This is a genomic window from Massilia sp. NBRC 108631, from assembly GCF_059704565.1.
Map to the genome: position 1 here is coordinate 34,693 of NZ_BAAKJE010000102.1, position 15,757 is coordinate 50,449.

Genomic DNA, 15,757 nt, shown 5'->3' on the forward strand with positions numbered 1-15,757 from the left:
GGGCTCAGCGCTTGAAGACCACGCCGTCCTTCATCACAAACTGCACCTGCTGCAGCACGCGGATGTCCTTCAGCGGGTCGCCGCTGACGGCGACGATGTCGGCGGCGTAGCCCGGTTCCACGGAGCCCAGGCGGCTGCCCTGGTTCAGCAGCTCGGCCGCGTTCAGCGTGGCCGAGCGGATCGCTTCCAGCGCCGGCATGCCCGCTTCCACCATGTAGGCGAATTCCCTGGCGTTCTCCCCGTGCGGGAAGACACCCGCGTCGGTGCCGAAGGCGATCTTCACGCCGGCCTTGTAGGCCTTGCCGAAGGTGGCCTGGATCAGCGGCCCGATGGCCGCCGCCTTGGGCCGCACCATCGGTGAAAAGAATTCCGGGTCCTTGGCCTTCTCCGCCACGTAGCGCCCGGCGCTGATGGTGGGCACGTAGTACGCGCCGTGCTTCTTGAACAGCGCGATGGCCTCGTCGTCCATATAGCTGCCATGCTCGATCGAATCCAGCCCGGCACGCAGCGCACGCTTGATGCCTTCCACGCCGTGCGCGTGCACCGCCACGCGGAAGCCATAGTCCTTGGCGGTGGCCGCGATGGCTTTCAATTCCTCGTCCGTGAACTGCGAATTCTGGCCACTGGCGGCCTGGCTCAGCACCCCGCCGGTGGCGGTAATCTTGATCAGGTCCGCGCCTTCCTTGTAGCGCGCGCGCACCGCTTCGCGCGCCTGGTCCGGACCGTTGATCACGCCGTCGTACGGGGTCGGATGGCCGACCGCCTTGCCCAGTTCACGCGACAGGCCGTTGGTGCCGTCGCCGTGGCCGCCGGTGGTCGCAATGGCGGTGCCTGAGGTGTACATGCGCGGGCCGGGAATGGCGCCGCTGTTGATGGCACGCTTGAGCGACACGTTCAAGCCGTCGCCGGCGCCCAGGTCGCGCACCGTGGTGAAGCCGGCCTTCAGCGTGCGCTCGGCATAGGCCACCGAACGGTAGGCGTCGTCCGCCACGTCCTGGCTCAGCTTCATGCGCAGCGTTTCCACCTCCTTGTGCGACTCGCCCGTCAGGTGCACGTGCATGTCGATCAGGCCGGGCAGGCAGGACTGGCCGCTCAAATCGATATCGCCCTTGGCGGCGCCGGTGGGCGCCACCGACTTGACCACGCCGTTGTCGATCACCACGCTGACGCGCTCGCGCCAGACGCCGGCCTTGACGTCCAGCAGGCGGCCGCAATCGACGGTTTGGACGGCGGCGCCGGCAACGGCACCATTCAACAACAGCAGCAGACCCAGGGCAGACTTGGCGCGCATGGATACATTCCCGTAAAGTTTAACGAGCGGCAAGCGTAGCATAAGTACCATCGAATGCGAATGGGCGCGCTCCCCGTTGGACTATAATTGCCCGCATCCGCATAAGCTGCGCAACCATGAGTACCTGTTTTGACTGCCAACACTCCTGCATTGCCGAAGTGGCTCAACCGCCGCAATCTTATCCGCACCGCCGCCGTGGGCGGCATCGCCGCCGCGGCGGGCGCCGTCCTGCTGGGCGCCTACATGGTGCTGTTCATCGGCCCCAACCTGCCCGAGCTGGACGCCGTCACCGATTACCAGCCCAAGATCCCGCTGCGCATCTACACGGCAGACAATGCCCTGATCGGCGAGTTCGGCGAAGAACACCGTGACTTCGTCGCCATCAAGGACGTGCCGGAGCTGATGAAGAAAGCCGTCCTCGCCATCGAGGACAAGCGCTTCTACGACCACGGCGGCATCGACTGGATACGCGCCATGGGCGCGCTCAAGTCCAACCTGCGCGGCAGCTTCCGCCAGGGCGGCTCCACCATCACCATGCAGGTGGCGCGCAACTTCTACCTGACGCGCGACAAGAAACTGGGCCGCAAGATGACCGAGGTCATGCTGTCCTATAAATTGGAAGGAGAGCTCAGCAAGGACAAGATCCTGGAGCTGTACCTGAACCAGATCTACCTGGGCCAGCGCTCTTACGGCTTCGCCAGCGCCTCGCAGGCCTATTTCAGCAAGTCGCTGAAAGAGCTGTCGGTTGCGGAAACGGCGATGCTGGCCGGCCTGCCGCAAAATCCGGCGCGCAACAACCCGGTGGCCAATCCCAAGCGCGCGCGCCTGCGCCAGCACCTGGTGCTGAAGGCCATGCGCGACCAGGGCGTCATCACCGCGGCGCAGTACGAGCAGGCGCTGAAGGAAACCTTGCACATCAATCCGAAAGGCCAGGAGTTCGACGTGCACGCCGAATACGTGGCCGAGCTGGCGCGCCAGGCGGTGTACGAACAATACAAGGAAGAGTCGTACTCGCGCGGCATCAGCGTCTACACCACCATCCTGAAGGCGGACCAGGAGGCGGCCTATGAATCGGTGCGCCGCAACGTGCTGAACTACGACCAGCGCCACGGCTACCGCGGCCCGGAAGCCTTCATCGACCTGCCTTCTGATCCGGATGAGCGCGAGGACGCCATCGACGAAGCGCTGCAGAAGCGCCGCAGCAGCGACCGGCTGATCCCGGCCGTGGTGCTGGCCGCATCGCCCAAGAGCGTGACGGTGGAGACCATCGACGGCGAGGAGCACGAGATCACCGGCGACGGCCTGAAGCTGGCGGCGCCCGGCCTGGGCGAGAAGGCCAAGGCCGGCCTCAGGCTGCGGCCCGGCGCCATCGTGCGCGTATCGCAAGTGGATAAGAAGCGCTGGGCGATCACCCAGGTGCCGCAAGTCGCGGCGGCCTTCGTGTCGCTGGATTCGGCCACCGGCGCCTACCACGCCATGGTGGGCGGCTTCGACTTCAACCTGCATCAGTTCAACCACGTTACCCAGGCCTGGCGCCAGCCCGGCTCCTCGATCAAGCCCTTCGTCTATTCGTCGGCGCTGGAAAAGGGCTACTTCCCCGGCACATTGATCAACGACGTGAAACTGTCCGACACCGGCGTGGACACCGGCGGCTGGGACCCGCAGAACGACGACAACGTCTACGACGGTCCCATCTCCATGCACGTGTCGCTGGCCAAGTCGAAGAACGTCACCTCGGTGCGCCTGCTGCGCGCGGTGGGCGTGCCCTACGCGCACGGTTTCCTGGACAAGTTCGGCTTCACGCCGTCCAGGCATCCGACCAATTTGACCATGACGCTGGGCACCGGCGCCGTCACGCCGCAGCAACTGGCCGGCGCCTATTCGGTGTTCGCCAACGGCGGCTACCAGGTGCAGCCTTACCTGATCTCGCGCATCGTCGACGGCAACGGCAAGGTGCTGTCCGAGACCAGGCCGCAGCAGGCGGCGCAGGAAGCCAACCGCGTGCTCGACCCGCGCAACGCCTTCATCACCGACACCATGCTGCGCGAAGTGGTACGCAGCGGCACCGGCGCGCAAGCCGGCGCGCGCCTGGGCCGGGCCGACCTGGCCGGCAAGACCGGTACCACCAACGACGCGGTGGACGGCTGGTTCGCCGGCTACGGCGGCGGCGTGGTCGGGGTCGCGTGGATGGGCTACGACGATCCGAAGTCGCTGGGTGGGCGCGAGTTCGGCGCCACCCTGGCCATGCCGATCTGGATCGACTACATGCGCGTGGCGCTGCAAAAGGCGCCGCCGCGCGAACGCCCCGTGCCCGAAGGCGTGGTGCAGGCCGAAGACGGTTCCTGGATCTACGCCGAATACCTCAACGACAATTCGGTGCGTACCATCGACCTCGATGGCCAGCCGCCGGCGCCGGTGCAGGAACCGGGCGCCACCAACGTCCAGCCCACGCCGGTACAACCGTAACGGAGGAATGGCCCGCAACGCTGGCACAAAAAACAACGTTCCGCCGGCTTGCCGGGCCAAGCACATGGCCTGGCGAGCCAAACCGGATCGGCACGGCCATGCACCCAAGTGCACCCCCAACCGCAATGCTACATTTTGAACCGGGCCCAGGCCCGGTTTTACATTTCCGGCCACATAAAAATCAATCGAATCGGAGACAAAATGAAGAAACGCTACTGGAAGTCGCTTGCGCTGTTCCTGATCACCCTCATGGCCCTGCCCGCACCGTCCTGGGCCCAAGGCTACACCCAGACCAAGTATCCCATCGTGCTGGTGCACGGCCTGTTCGGCTTTGACAGCCTGGGCCCGGTGGACTATTTCTATGGCATCGCCTCCGGCTTGAGCAGCGGCGGGGCCAGGGTCTACGTCACCTCGGTTTCGGCATCCAACAGCACCGAAGTGCGCGGCGAACAGCTGCTGCTGCAGGTCAAGCAGATCCTGGCCGCCACCGGCGCCGCCAAGGTCAACCTGATCGGCCACAGCCACGGCGGCCCCACCTCGCGCTACGTGGCCTCGGTGCGGCCCGACCTGGTGGCCTCGGTCTCCAGCGTGGGCGGCGTAAACAAGGGCTCCAAGGTGGCCGATGTGCTGGTCGGCGCGGTGCCCAACGTGACCTACGACCTGGCCAATGCGCTGTCCGGCCTGATCAGCCTCCTGTCCGGCAGCCCCACCCTGCCGCAAAGCTCGCGCGCCGCCGCCGAGTCGCTCAGCACCGCCGGCACGCTGGCCTTCAATGCGCGCCATCCGCAGGGGGTGCCAACTTCGGCCTGCGGCGAAGGCGCCTACCAGGTCAACGGCGTGCACTACTATTCCTGGAGCGGCGCCAAGCCATGGACCAACGCGCTCGACGCGGCCGATCCCTTCCTGGCCGTGACCGGCCTGGCCTTCAACGGCGAGAAGAACGATGGCCTGGTTGGCAGTTGCTCGAGCCGCCTGGGCCGCGTGATCCGCGACGACTACGCGCTCAACCACCTGGACGAGGTAAACCAGCTGATCGGCATCACCAACCTGTTTGAGACCAATCCGGTCACGCTGTTCCGCCAGCACGCCAACCGCCTGCAGGGCCAGGGCCTGTAAGGAGCGCCGCCATGAACGCGACACGCTCCCGCCTGCGCAAGTTCCTCCGTCCTGCCGCAGCTGCCGGGGCAATGCTGGCCGTGCTGTACCTGGCCTGGCCGCCGCAGCGGCCAGCCGGCCCCGCGCCGGCGCCGCCGCAGGCCGACCATTTCGCGTTCGTGCGCTCCATGGAAGGCACCCGGCCGGACGGCCAGGTCAAGACCGACAGCGCCGAGCGGCTGCTGGTGGACGCCGAACTGGGTTACCTGTTCGACTACTACCTGGCCGGCCTGGGTGAGAAGGACCTGCTGGCGGTGCGCACCGAGATCGAACGCGAACTGGACCGCCGCCTGCGCCCGGCGCCTGCCGCCGAAGCCAAGCGGCTGCTGGCCAGCTACCTGGCCTACAAGCGCGCGCTGGCGGACGTGGAAGGCCGCATGCCCAACAGTGCCGACATGGCCGCCGGCGCGCGCGCCCGGCTGGCCGCCATGCAGCAACTGCGTCCGCACTATTTCACGCCGCAGCAAATCGCCGGCCTGTTCGGCGGCGCGGACGCGCAAGCGGCCGACACCATTGCGCGGCTGGAGCTGGCCGCCGACCGCAGCCTGACCGAAGCCGAGCGCCAGGCCCGCGTGGCGGCGCTGGACCAGCAACTGCCGCCGGCGCTGCGCGAACAGCGCGCCGCACCCACGCGCGTGCTGCGGCTGGAGCAATCAGTGCAGCAGCTGCGCGCGCAAGGGGCGGGGGACAATGAAATCTACCGCCTGCGCTCGGCCGCCCTGTCGCCCGAAGCCGCCTCCCGCCTGGCGGAAGTGGACCGCGAAGACGCGGACTGGAAGCGCCGCATCGCGCTCTACCAGGCCGAACGCCGCCAACTGGCGGCAGCCGCCGCCGGTCCCTCGCCGCACCGGGCGCAGGCCCTGCGCGATGCCTATTTCAAGCCCGAGGAGCAGCGTCGCCTGGGTGCATACGAATAGCCAAAAACCGATATTGACCGAGCTCAACAGTGCTAAACTCATGCGAGTTCAATATCGGCGGATGGCTACGGACGACCACGTATGGCGATGTCAAGACTCAGTATTACGATTACCGCACCCATTGCGCTGATTTCAGCGCTTGCCATCGGCCTGACGGTATTTCTCAACGTGGGCAAGCTTGACCGGACGCTGGGCGAACTGGAAGACTCCCGCCTGCGTTTCACCATCAACGTGCTGCGCCAGAACCTGGAAACGGGGCTGGACCTGGGCCTGCCGGTGCGCAGCCTGGGCAACGCGCAGGCCGCCATGGAACTCGAAGCACGGCAGGACCCGGATATCGTCGCCCTGATTGTCAAGGACGACAAGGGCCGCGCGGCCTTCAGCACCGGGCGGCCGGCGCAAAGCGACAGCATCGTCCTCAGCACACCGCTCTCCAACAACCTGGGTGTCACGGTCGGCGCCATCGAGCTGCATTACTCGCGGCGCAGCCACGACCGTTTCATCGCCGGCATTTCGCGCCAGTTGCTGCTGGCCGGCCTGCTCGCCACCGTCCTGTCCACGCTGCTGGCGGTGCTCGGCACGCAACTGTGGGTGCGCCGCATCGGCCGCACGCTGGGCAGCATCGAACACACGCTGGACGCCAGTGCGCCGCCGGTGGCCAGGCCGGACCGGCACGCGGTCGCGCTGGCCGAGCAGGCGGCAGGCAGCGCCGGCCGGGCCTTGCGCGACCTGGAGCAGGCGCGGCGCGCCATCACCAGCAAGGACGTGGCGGGCGAAAAGCTATGAGCCTTGCCTTGGCCCCTTCCGATAGCCACGAAGAACGCCTGTACACGCGGCCGGTGCGCCGCCTGTTCGTGTTCGCGCTGGCGCTGTTGCTGGCGGTGCAGCTGGCGCTGTCGCTGTATGCGTGGTCGCTGTCCGAGCGCGCGCTGCTGCCGGAGTTCGGGCGCAAGGCGCAAACCACCGGCGCGGCGCTGTCCGCACAGCTGGCGCGCGCGCTGGAGCATGGCATTCCGCTGCAGCGCCTGGAGGGCGTGCCGGAATTCTTCGCCGATGTACTGAAGCAGAACCGCGACCTGGCCTACCTGCGCATTGCCGACAGCAGCGGGGCCGCGCTGTACGGCAGCACGCAGGCCGACAGCAGTGCGCCCGAGCAGTTTTACGACACCGCGCTGCCGTTGCTGCACCAGGGCCGCGTGGCCGGCCATTTGCACGTGGGCGTGGACAAGAACCACATCGCGGCGCGCGTGCGCGAACTGCGCTACGACATCGGCATTGTGCTCATCACCAGCCTGCTGATCGCCTTCGAGATCCTGTGGTTCGTGGTGACGCTGACCTTCACCGCGCCGATGCGCCAGATCCTGGCGCTGATGAGCAGCATGGCTGCCGGCGACTTCCGCCAGCGGGCGGCGCCGCCTCCGGGCGCGGCCATCGCCGCCCGCCTGCACGCCCTCACCGCGCGCATCAACCAGGGGTTCAGCGAACTGGTGCGCAGCGCATCCGCATTGCGCGAGGCCAGCCCGCAACAGGCGGCGCACGCCGAGCCGCTGCTGCAGCGCCTGCGCCAGGCGTACCGGTTCGGAGACGCCGCCGGCGTCCACGCGGGCGGCGGCCTGGGTGGCGACAGCGGCATCGATACGGCGCAGCAGCCCCGCATCGTGCTGGTGCGCGTACTCAGTTTCCTGTTCATGTTCGCGGAAATGCTGTCGCGCCCCTTTCTGCCGGTATATGCCGCCTCGCTGCCTTCAGGCGCCGTGGCGGGCCCGCTGCACGCCAGCCTTCCGGTCACCGCCTTCCTGCTCGGGGTAGCGCTGACCATGCCGTTCGCAGGCCACTGGTCGGACAGGCTGGGACGGCGCAGCAGCTACGTCGCCGGCGCGCTGGCCGTCATGGCCGGCCTGGCCGTCACCGGGCTGGTGCCCGACTACTACGCGCTGGTAAGCGCACGCGCCGTCACCGGCATGGGCTACGCGATCATGTTCATGGCCTGCCAGGGCTATGTGTTCGACCATACCGACAGCAGCAACCGAGGCAAAGGCATGGCGCTGTTTGTGGGCGCCATCATGGTGGCGGAAATCTGCGCGCCGGCGGTGGGCGGCATCCTGGCCGACCGCGTCGGCTACCGCATGGTGTTCCTGCTGGGCGCCGCCGTGGCCTTGCTGGCGGCCGCCATTGCGGCGGCGGTGCTGAGCAAGGGCGCCGCCGACGGCCAGGCCGGTGCGCCGTCCTCGCTGCAGCCCGCGGCGCCGTCCGATGGCCTGGCAGCCGGGCAGCCCGCTGCGTTGAACGCCGGGCGCGGCGCGCCGCTGCTCGCGCGGCTGGCGCGCAACAAGCGCTTCCTGGCGCTGTCCATCCTGTCCGGCGTGCCCGCCAAGTTCCTCTACTCCGGCTTCCTCATTTTCCTGGTGCCGGTGCTGCTGTCCGGGCTGGGACTGTCCAAGTCTGAAATTGGCCGCTATACCATGCTGTACGGCCTGAGCTCACTGGCGCTGGCGCCGCTGTTTGCCCACCTGGCGGACCGCTACAACGCCTACACGCCGCTGGTGGCGGCCGGCGGCCTGCTGACCGGGCTGGGAATGCTGCCGGTGGCCTGGGGCGCCAGCGGCGGCCTGGTCATGCTCGGCATCGGTGCGCTGGGAGTGGGCCAGTCGATGAGCATCTCCGCCCAGCTGGTGCTGGTGGCGCGCGTGACCCGGAAGGAAGCGCAGGATGCGGGCACCGGTCCCATCGTCGGCCTGTTCCGTCTGCTCGAACGCCTGGGCGCGGCGGCCGGGCCGGTCGTCACCGGCATGCTGGCGGCACGCTACGGGGCGGCGCAGGCCATGGCCTGCCTCGGCGTGTTCGCGCTGGCGGCCTCGCTGCTGTTCTCGCTGGTGTTCGCGGCGGCCGGTGCATGCGACAGGCGGGCCGCCGGCCGCGGCGGGGACGCTCCCGAGGTGGCGGCATGAAGCGGCGCGCACTCTGCCGTGCGGCGGCCATGCTGGCCCTGGGCAGCGGCCTGCCGCGCGCATGGGCGCAGCAATCGGCGATACGGCAAAGCAGCCGTCCGCCGCGCATCTACATGATCCTGTTCCGGGGCGAGACCGCCGTCGAAAAAGGCTTCCGCGACTACTTCGCCGTCAACGGCATGCCGGTGGAGCTGATCGTGCGCGACGTCGCGCTGGATGTGGGCAAGGTGCCGCAGCTGGTCGCCGAAGCACGCGCCATGAAGGCAGACCTGATCTACACCTGGGGCACCCCCATCACGCTGGCGGTGGCCGGCAAGGAAGGCGCGGTCGATCCATTCCGCCACGTCACCGACATCCCGGTCGTGTTCACCATGGTGGCCTCGCCGCAAGGCTCGGGCCTGGTCAAGTCGCTGGCCTCGTCGGGACGCAACATCACCGGCGCCTGCCATGTGGTGCCGCCGGCGCAGCAGCTGAGCGCCATCCGCGCCTACCGCCGCTTCGAGCGCCTGGCCATCATCTACAACCCGGCCGAACCCAACTCGGTACAGAACGTGAAGGATTTGCGCGCGGTGGCCGCCAGCGCGCGCTTCCAGCTGCTGGAACGGCAGGTGCCGCTGGACGCCAAGGGCCTGCCGCTGGCCGGCGCGCTGCCGGCCATGGTGGCCGAACTGGCGCAGCAGAATGCACAACTGCTCTACATCGGGCCGGACAGCTTCCTTGCCGCCAACCGCAAGGCGCTCACCGAGGCGGCACTGGCCGCGCGCCTGCCGGCCTTCTCGGCCACGGAAATCGCCCTGCGCGAGGGCAAGGCCCTGTTCGGCCTGGTTTCCGGCTATGAGAGCGTGGGCCGGCTCACCGCCCACAAGGCGCAGCAGATCCTGCGCCAGCGCATGGCGCCGGCCGCCATTCCGATCGAAACGCTGGCGCGCTTCTCCTACCTCGTCAACATGCCGGTGGCGGCGCAGCTCGACCTCTATCCACCGCTCAAGGTGCTCAACTACGCGGAACTGCTGAAATGATCGACGCGTCCCCCGCCATTTGCAACAACGACCCGGCCTTCAGCTGGCGCCTGATGCGCGCCGGCGAGGCCGCTCTGGTGCACCGGCTGCACCGTGCCGCGCTGGCGCACGTCCCGCCGGGCATGGTGCGGCCCGATGAACTGGCCCATTTCGAGCGGCACGCCGCTACGCAGGGCCGTATCCTGTGCTGCTACGCGGACGGTGAACTGGTGGCCTACGGCGTGCTGGGACTGGACTCGGACGCGGTGGACCATATGGCCGAACTGCTGGGCGCCAGTCCTGCCGACCGCGCCCGCATGTGCGTGCTGGACGGCGCGGCATCGCTGCCGGAATGGCGCGGGCGGCGCCTGCACTGTGCCGCCATCGAGGAGCGCATGGCGCTGGGCCGCGAGCTGGGGCGCTCGCTGGTGACGGCCACGGTCGCGCCGGAAAACATGCGCAGCCTGCGCGGCCTGCTGCTGGAAGGATTCACCGTGCGCGGCTACGCCATCGTCTATGGCGGCCTGGCGCGCCTGCTGGTGCAGCGCGACCTGCTGCTGCCGGCGCAGGAGTGGACCGCTGCCCGCCGCATTGCCCATGGCGACCACGCAGGCCACCGGCGCGCACTGGCCGATGGCCTGCAGGGTTTCCACTGCTGGCAGGACGAGCACGAACACTGGTTCGTGGAGTACGGCCTAGCGCTTGGGCGCTAGCGGAATGCTTTGCTCGAAACGGAACAGATTGCCCGGATCGACGCGGCGCTTCACGTCGGATAGCTGGCCCAGGTTGCTGCCGTAGTAAGCCTGTGCCCAGTTCTTCAGGTCGCGGCTGGGGAAGTTGACATAGGACTCGGGCTGCAGGAAGCGCTGCATGTCGTCGTAGTAGTCCTTCAGCCAGGCACGCTGGCGCTGCACCGTCTCCGGTTTGTCGATCGGCCCCCAGGACGCTTCCATCTCGAAGATGAAGTTCGAATCGCGGTGCACATAGGCGGTGGCGTTGCTGGGCACCGCCTTCACCTGGCCGCCGATGGCGAACAGGATGCCCATGTTCTCCTGCAGCACCGAGCCGCCTGGCCAGCGCGTCATCCACGTCAGCATATTGTCCATGGCGGCCTCGCTCAGCGCCGTCTTCACGAAGCTGCAGCGGATGTCGTACAGGCCGTTCGGGTCATCGGTCAGCAGGTAGTCGCGGCCGCGCCAGTAGTCCACCTCGTAGATGTCGGCCGTCTGCGGCACGGCGACCGCGTACAGTGGCGCCAGCATCTCGCGCAGTTCCTTCTCGCCGCCCCAGAACTGGCCCAGCGTCTGCACGTACAGCGAGTCGCGCGCGGGCCGCGCACCAGCCGCCATTGGCAGCGCCTTGCTGCGCGTGGAAATCATGGTTGGGTAGGTCAACTGCAAGGCCTGCAAGGCGCGCAGCAGTTCGATCTGCTTTCCCGGCGCCCAGCTCAGGTTGAAGGTGGTGACCTTGTCCACCTTGTGCAGCTTGAAGGTGAAGCCGGTATGCACGCCGAAATTGCCGCCGCCGCCGCCGCGCACCGCCCAGAACAGCTCCTTGTGGCTGCTCGCATCGATGCTGCGCGCCTCGGCGCTGGCCAGCACCAGTTCCGTGCCCAGCAAGCTGTCGCAGGTCAGCCCGTCGTGCGTGGCGGCGAAGCCCCAGCCGCCGCCCAGCACCAGGCCGCTGGTGCCCACGGTCGGGCAGCGGCCGGACGGAATCGCATACGGATAGTTGCGCAGCACGGCGGCCACGTCGTTGTTGTTGGCGCCGCCCTGCACCCACGCGGTCTCATTCTTCAAGTCCACCGTCACGCTGTTCATCGCTTTCACGTCGATCAGCAGCCCGGCAGTGGTGGAAAAGCCCGCATAGTTGTGGCCGCCGGAACGGATGGCGAACGGCATGCCGCTGTCGCCGGCCCAGCGAATGCAGCGCTGCACGTCGCGCTGGTTGGCGCACATGGCCACCGCCTGCGGCAGCACGCCCGAATAGCGCGCGTTGTTCGGCCAGGCCGCCAGCGCATAGCCATCCTGGCCCGGCAGGATCAGGCGTCCGTCGAAGTCCCGCGCCAATGCGCGCAGCCCGTCCGGCCCCAGCTTCAGCGCCGGCCTGGCCAGCACCGCGGCGGGCGCCAGGCTGAGCGCCGCGGCGCCCAGCGCGCCCGCAGCCCCGGTCTGTAAAAAGCGGCGCCGCCCGCTCGCCACGCTGTCCTGTACCTGTGTCCGTGCCCGCACGTGCAATTCCCCGGTGTTACTCGTCATCCCGTTCCGCTCCTTTTGGTTGATGTCCCAGTTTTCCCCGCTGCTTCTCGCGCTCGCGCTGCCGCAGCACGTCTATCATGACGTTGAAAGTGCGCGCCAGCCGGCCGATCTCGTCGGTGCTGGTCACCTTGATGCTGGCGCGGTCATAGTCGCCGTCCTTGAGCGCATTGGCCGCCTCGGTCAGCCGCACCACCGGGCGCGTGATGGTGCGCGCAAACAGCACCGCCAGTATCAGAAACACCAGGCCGACCGCCGCCACGCTGTACAGCACATTGACGAACAGGCGCTGCAGCGGCTCCTCGAAGCGGGCGCGCGACTCGGTCACGCCGACCACCCAGTTGTGGCCCTGCACCGGCGCGTAGCCGGCGTGCTCGTCGCGCCCGGTCAGGGTCGAGTGGAAGCTGATATTGCCGGCGGTCTTCGCACCGATCAGCACCTTGGCCAGTTCCGGCATGTCCACGCTCTCGATGCGGTGGCGCCGGAAGCGCTGATCGGCGATGATGCGGCCGAGCGTGGCCTTGGGCAGCGGCGCCAGGCTGCGGTAAAGCTGGTTCTGGTCCGGGTAGTGCACCAGGATGCCGTCGCCGTCTATCATGAACGGCACCCGCTTGCTGGTTTCGTTCCCGCCTGCGCTCGCTTCGTCCAGGATGGCCGAGATGGTACCGCCCTTGATGCGCATCACCACCACGCCGATCACCTTTTTGCTGTCGTCGAAGACAGGATTGGCGTAGTACACGCCAGGCTTGCCCGCCGTGGCGCCGATGATCACGCCGGTCATGAAAGGGCGGCCCTTCATCGCTTCCTGGAAGTACTCGCGGAACTTGAAATTCACGCCGGCCACGCCGGGTTCGCTGGACACCAGCGCGGTGCCCTCCTTATCCATCAGGAAGATCAGGTGCGCGTCCGGGTTGGTCTTGATCAGGTTGGCCAGTTTGGCGCTCACCACTTCCCGTTTCGCTGCGCTGGGCGCACGCAGGTAGTCGATGAAGGCCGCGTCGGTGGCCAGGTAGCTGGCCTGGTAGCGGCTGTCCAGTATCAGCTGCGAGATGCGGCCGGCCGTTGCCTGCGCCAGGCTCTCGAGATTGCGCAGTTCGCTGGCCGACACGGCGGCCACCGATCCATTCAGGTTGTAGTAGGCGGTGATGGTCATCGGCAGCAGCGCGGCCAGCATCATGGCGATGGTCATTTTCACCACCAGCGGCCACGATGCAGGGCGCCAGATGGCCTTGCCTAGCTTGCGCACGCCTTTCTTCAGCCGGCGCTGGCCATCCTGTTCGCCCACCCGTAGCGCTTCCTGCAAGCCAAGGCTGCCGGCGTGCGAGGCGAACAGCCGCTGCGACAACTCCGCAATGCTCTGCGGCCGCTGTGCCGGATCGACCGCCAGCGCCCAGTCGACCGCGGCCAGGAATTCCTCGCTATAGCGGCCCTGGCCGGCCTGGACCGCAGGAATGTACTCGGCCACGCCGCTGTGGCGCTCGGGCGCCGGCGCCGGCTTGGCGCCGGTGACCATCCAGTACAAGGTGGCGCCGACGGCGTAGATATCGGTCCACGGCCCCTGCTCGCCGCCCTGGTACTGTTCCAGCGGCGCATAGCCCGGCGTGACCACGTCGGCCATGGCCTGCATCCCGCCCACGGTCAGCCGCGCCGCGCCGAAGTCGAGCAGCACCCAGCTGCCGTCTTCCTTGCGCACATAGACGTTGTCGGGCTTGATGTCGCGGTGCAGATAGCCCGAGTCATGCACCAGCGACAGGCCGTCGAGCAGCGGCTGCACCAGCGACAGCAGTTGCTGCTCACCCATGTCCTTGTGCTTGTCCCACCACTGCTTGAGCGGCTGGCCGCGTTCGTATTCCAGCACCATGTAGGCAGTGCGGTGCGCTTCGAAGAAGCGCGCCACGCGCACGATGTTCGAGTGCCGGAAGGTGGCCAGCGTGCGCGCCTCTATCAGGAAGCACTCCAGGCCGTTCAGGTAGAACTCGTTATCCTCGGGCCAGCGCGGCGACACGGAACGGTCGCTGGCGCGGGTGGCGAAATCGGCTGGCAGGTACTCCTTGATGGCCACCCGTACGTTCAGGTTCACGTCGGTTGCCAGATAGGTGATGCCGAAGCCGCCCTGCCCCAGCACCGCGTCGATGCGGTACTCGAACAGCTCGAAGCCCGGCGCCAGCGCCAGCGGCGTGGAAATGCCCGGGCCGATGGAGCGGTTCGGCGCGGCGGGCAAGGCGGGCAGCTGGGAGCGCACCGGCTGCGAGCGCGGAGCAGAGCGGCCCAGCGTGGGCGTGGTGGGCCGCGTGGGCTGGGTTGGCTGGGTTGGTTGAGTAAGCTGGCCATGCTGCCCGTGCCGCGCCTGCAGCGCCTCGCGCCGCGTCGGTTCGCGGGTGCCGTCCGGCCGGTAGTGCGGCACCGGTATGGTGGCGTCGTCATCGTAGGCATGCTGCGCGCCGTGCGGGCGCGGCACGGTGATGTCGGTCTGCCCGTCGCGCGCGGCCAGCTGGTCGGTTGCGGCGCGTGCAGTCATTTCCTGCACGTCCCGCATGCGGCGCTCGACGGCGACCACGGCTTCCAGCGCAGCCACGCGGCGCGCCAGGATGGCGGCACGCGCCTCGGCGGCGGCGTTGCGGCCGGAATCGGCACTATCCGCCTGCCCTCCGTCGTCCCCTGATCCGTCCCGCTGCCCGCGCTGTTCGCTATCGTCCATGCCTCATCCCGCCATTCATTTTTTATTAGCTCGCGCCATAGAGCGCATTGCGCATGCTAGCATGCAGTTATAGCCTTTGTGGCAAAGCCTTGGCGACAATTTCAACGACTGGAGACATCTTGGGGAACTGGAAGCAATTATCACCGTCGGCGCTGCACCGCCTGGACCTGGGACTGGCCTACGGCCTGACCGATGTGGGCACGGTGCGCGAGTCCAACCAGGATAATTTCTTCATCGCCCCGGACCTGGGCCTGGTGGTCGTGGCCGACGGCATGGGCGGCCACGAGGCGGGGGAAATCGCCAGCGCCGACGCCATCAACCTGCTGCACAGCTTTATCTGCGCCGCGCACGGCGGCCAGCAGGCCACGCCCGGGGAGGCTGGTGCCGCCAGCGACGCCACCATCCCGGCCTTCCACCCCAGCGCCTTCGACCCGGTGCAGGCCGATCCCGACGCCACCTGGACCGACGCCACCATGCGCGCCATGATCACGCTGCACGACGCGGTTGAATTCGCCAACGAGCGCATGTACCAGACCAACACCGCGAACGACCAGGCCGACGGCGCCGGCATGGGCACCACGCTGACCGGCATGTGGCAGGTGGCGCAGGATGGGCCGGTATTCATCTTCCACATCGGCGACAGCCGCCTGTACTGCTTCCGCCAGGGCCGCCTGAGCCAGCTCACGCGCGACCAGACGCTGTACCAGCAGGCGCTGGAAGCGGGCATGCCGGAACCGCTCCCCGCGCGCAACCTGCTGCTGCAGGCGCTCGGACCGGCGCCGCTGATCAAGCCGGACCTGCAAACGCAAGCGGTCGCGCCGGGCGACGTTTATCTGCTGTGCAGCGACGGCCTGTACGGCAATTCGCCGCCGGAAGCCATCGCCGCCACGCTGGCACGCGTGCGCGACGATAACCTGGGCGAGTGCTGCGCCGAGCTGGTGGCCATGGCCAAGCGCGACGGCAGCCGCGACAACATCACCGCCGTCATCGTGCGCTGCAAGGACGCGTAAGCCGTCCTGCGCGAGGACC

General features: G+C 68.0%; 11 protein-coding genes. 8 read left to right on the forward strand and 3 right to left on the reverse strand.

Features of this window, described 5'->3' with window-relative positions; all coding sequences use genetic code 11:
- Positions 1-4: 4 nt before the first annotated feature.
- Positions 5-1,291, reverse strand: coding sequence for a metal-dependent hydrolase family protein (locus tag AC6H42_RS11195; RefSeq protein ID WP_057154598.1), 1,287 nt, complete (start codon positions 1,289-1,291; stop codon positions 5-7).
- Between the two features lie 129 nt (positions 1,292-1,420).
- Between AC6H42_RS11195 and AC6H42_RS11200 the strand changes: the two genes are divergently transcribed.
- The 7 genes from AC6H42_RS11200 (at position 1,421) to AC6H42_RS11230 (ending at position 10,488) form a co-directional block, all read left to right on the forward strand.
- On the forward strand, positions 1,421-3,757 hold the full coding sequence (locus AC6H42_RS11200; RefSeq protein WP_057154599.1) for a penicillin-binding protein 1A: 2,337 nt from the start codon (positions 1,421-1,423) through the stop codon (positions 3,755-3,757).
- A 201-nt stretch (positions 3,758-3,958) separates the two neighbouring features.
- Positions 3,959-4,873 (forward strand): lipase family alpha/beta hydrolase, encoded by a 915-nt coding sequence (locus AC6H42_RS11205; RefSeq protein WP_057154600.1) that lies wholly within the window; start codon positions 3,959-3,961, stop codon positions 4,871-4,873.
- 11 nt (positions 4,874-4,884) lie between these two features.
- The gene (locus tag AC6H42_RS11210; protein WP_497548055.1) at positions 4,885-5,829 is read left to right on the forward strand and encodes a lipase secretion chaperone; all 945 of its coding nucleotides are present in this window, start codon (positions 4,885-4,887) and stop codon (positions 5,827-5,829) included.
- Positions 5,830-5,910: 81 nt separating this feature from the next.
- A complete protein-coding gene (locus tag AC6H42_RS11215; RefSeq protein ID WP_057154602.1) occupies positions 5,911-6,615 on the forward strand; it encodes a hypothetical protein in 705 nt (234 codons plus the stop codon).
- Between the two features lie 8 nt (positions 6,616-6,623).
- Positions 6,624-8,777, forward strand: a complete 2,154-nt coding sequence (locus AC6H42_RS11220; RefSeq protein WP_497548056.1) for an MFS transporter — start codon at positions 6,624-6,626, stop codon at positions 8,775-8,777.
- Positions 8,774-9,796 carry an ABC transporter substrate-binding protein gene (locus tag AC6H42_RS11225; protein ID WP_497548057.1) on the forward strand — a complete coding sequence of 341 codons (1,023 nt, stop codon included), beginning with the start codon at positions 8,774-8,776 and terminating at the stop codon, positions 9,794-9,796. The genes AC6H42_RS11220 and AC6H42_RS11225 overlap by 4 nt, the downstream gene beginning before the upstream one ends.
- On the forward strand, positions 9,793-10,488 hold the full coding sequence (locus tag AC6H42_RS11230) for a hypothetical protein (RefSeq protein ID WP_057154605.1): 696 nt from the start codon (positions 9,793-9,795) through the stop codon (positions 10,486-10,488). The genes AC6H42_RS11225 and AC6H42_RS11230 overlap by 4 nt, the downstream gene beginning before the upstream one ends.
- Here AC6H42_RS11230 and AC6H42_RS11235 read toward each other — a convergent pair.
- Positions 10,471-12,033, reverse strand: a complete 1,563-nt coding sequence (locus AC6H42_RS11235; protein WP_497548058.1) for an FAD-binding oxidoreductase — start codon at positions 12,031-12,033, stop codon at positions 10,471-10,473. The two genes, AC6H42_RS11230 and AC6H42_RS11235, sit on opposite strands and share 18 nt — an antisense overlap.
- A complete protein-coding gene (locus AC6H42_RS11240; RefSeq protein ID WP_497548059.1) occupies positions 12,023-14,728 on the reverse strand; it encodes a protein kinase domain-containing protein in 2,706 nt (901 codons plus the stop codon). Before AC6H42_RS11240 ends, AC6H42_RS11235 begins: the two co-directional genes overlap by 11 nt.
- A gap of 119 nt (positions 14,729-14,847) precedes the next feature.
- Here AC6H42_RS11240 and AC6H42_RS11245 point away from each other — a divergent pair, with 119 nt between their 5' ends.
- Positions 14,848-15,738 carry a PP2C family protein-serine/threonine phosphatase gene (locus tag AC6H42_RS11245; protein ID WP_497548060.1) on the forward strand — a complete coding sequence of 297 codons (891 nt, stop codon included), beginning with the start codon at positions 14,848-14,850 and terminating at the stop codon, positions 15,736-15,738.
- Positions 15,739-15,757: the final 19 nt, after the last annotated feature.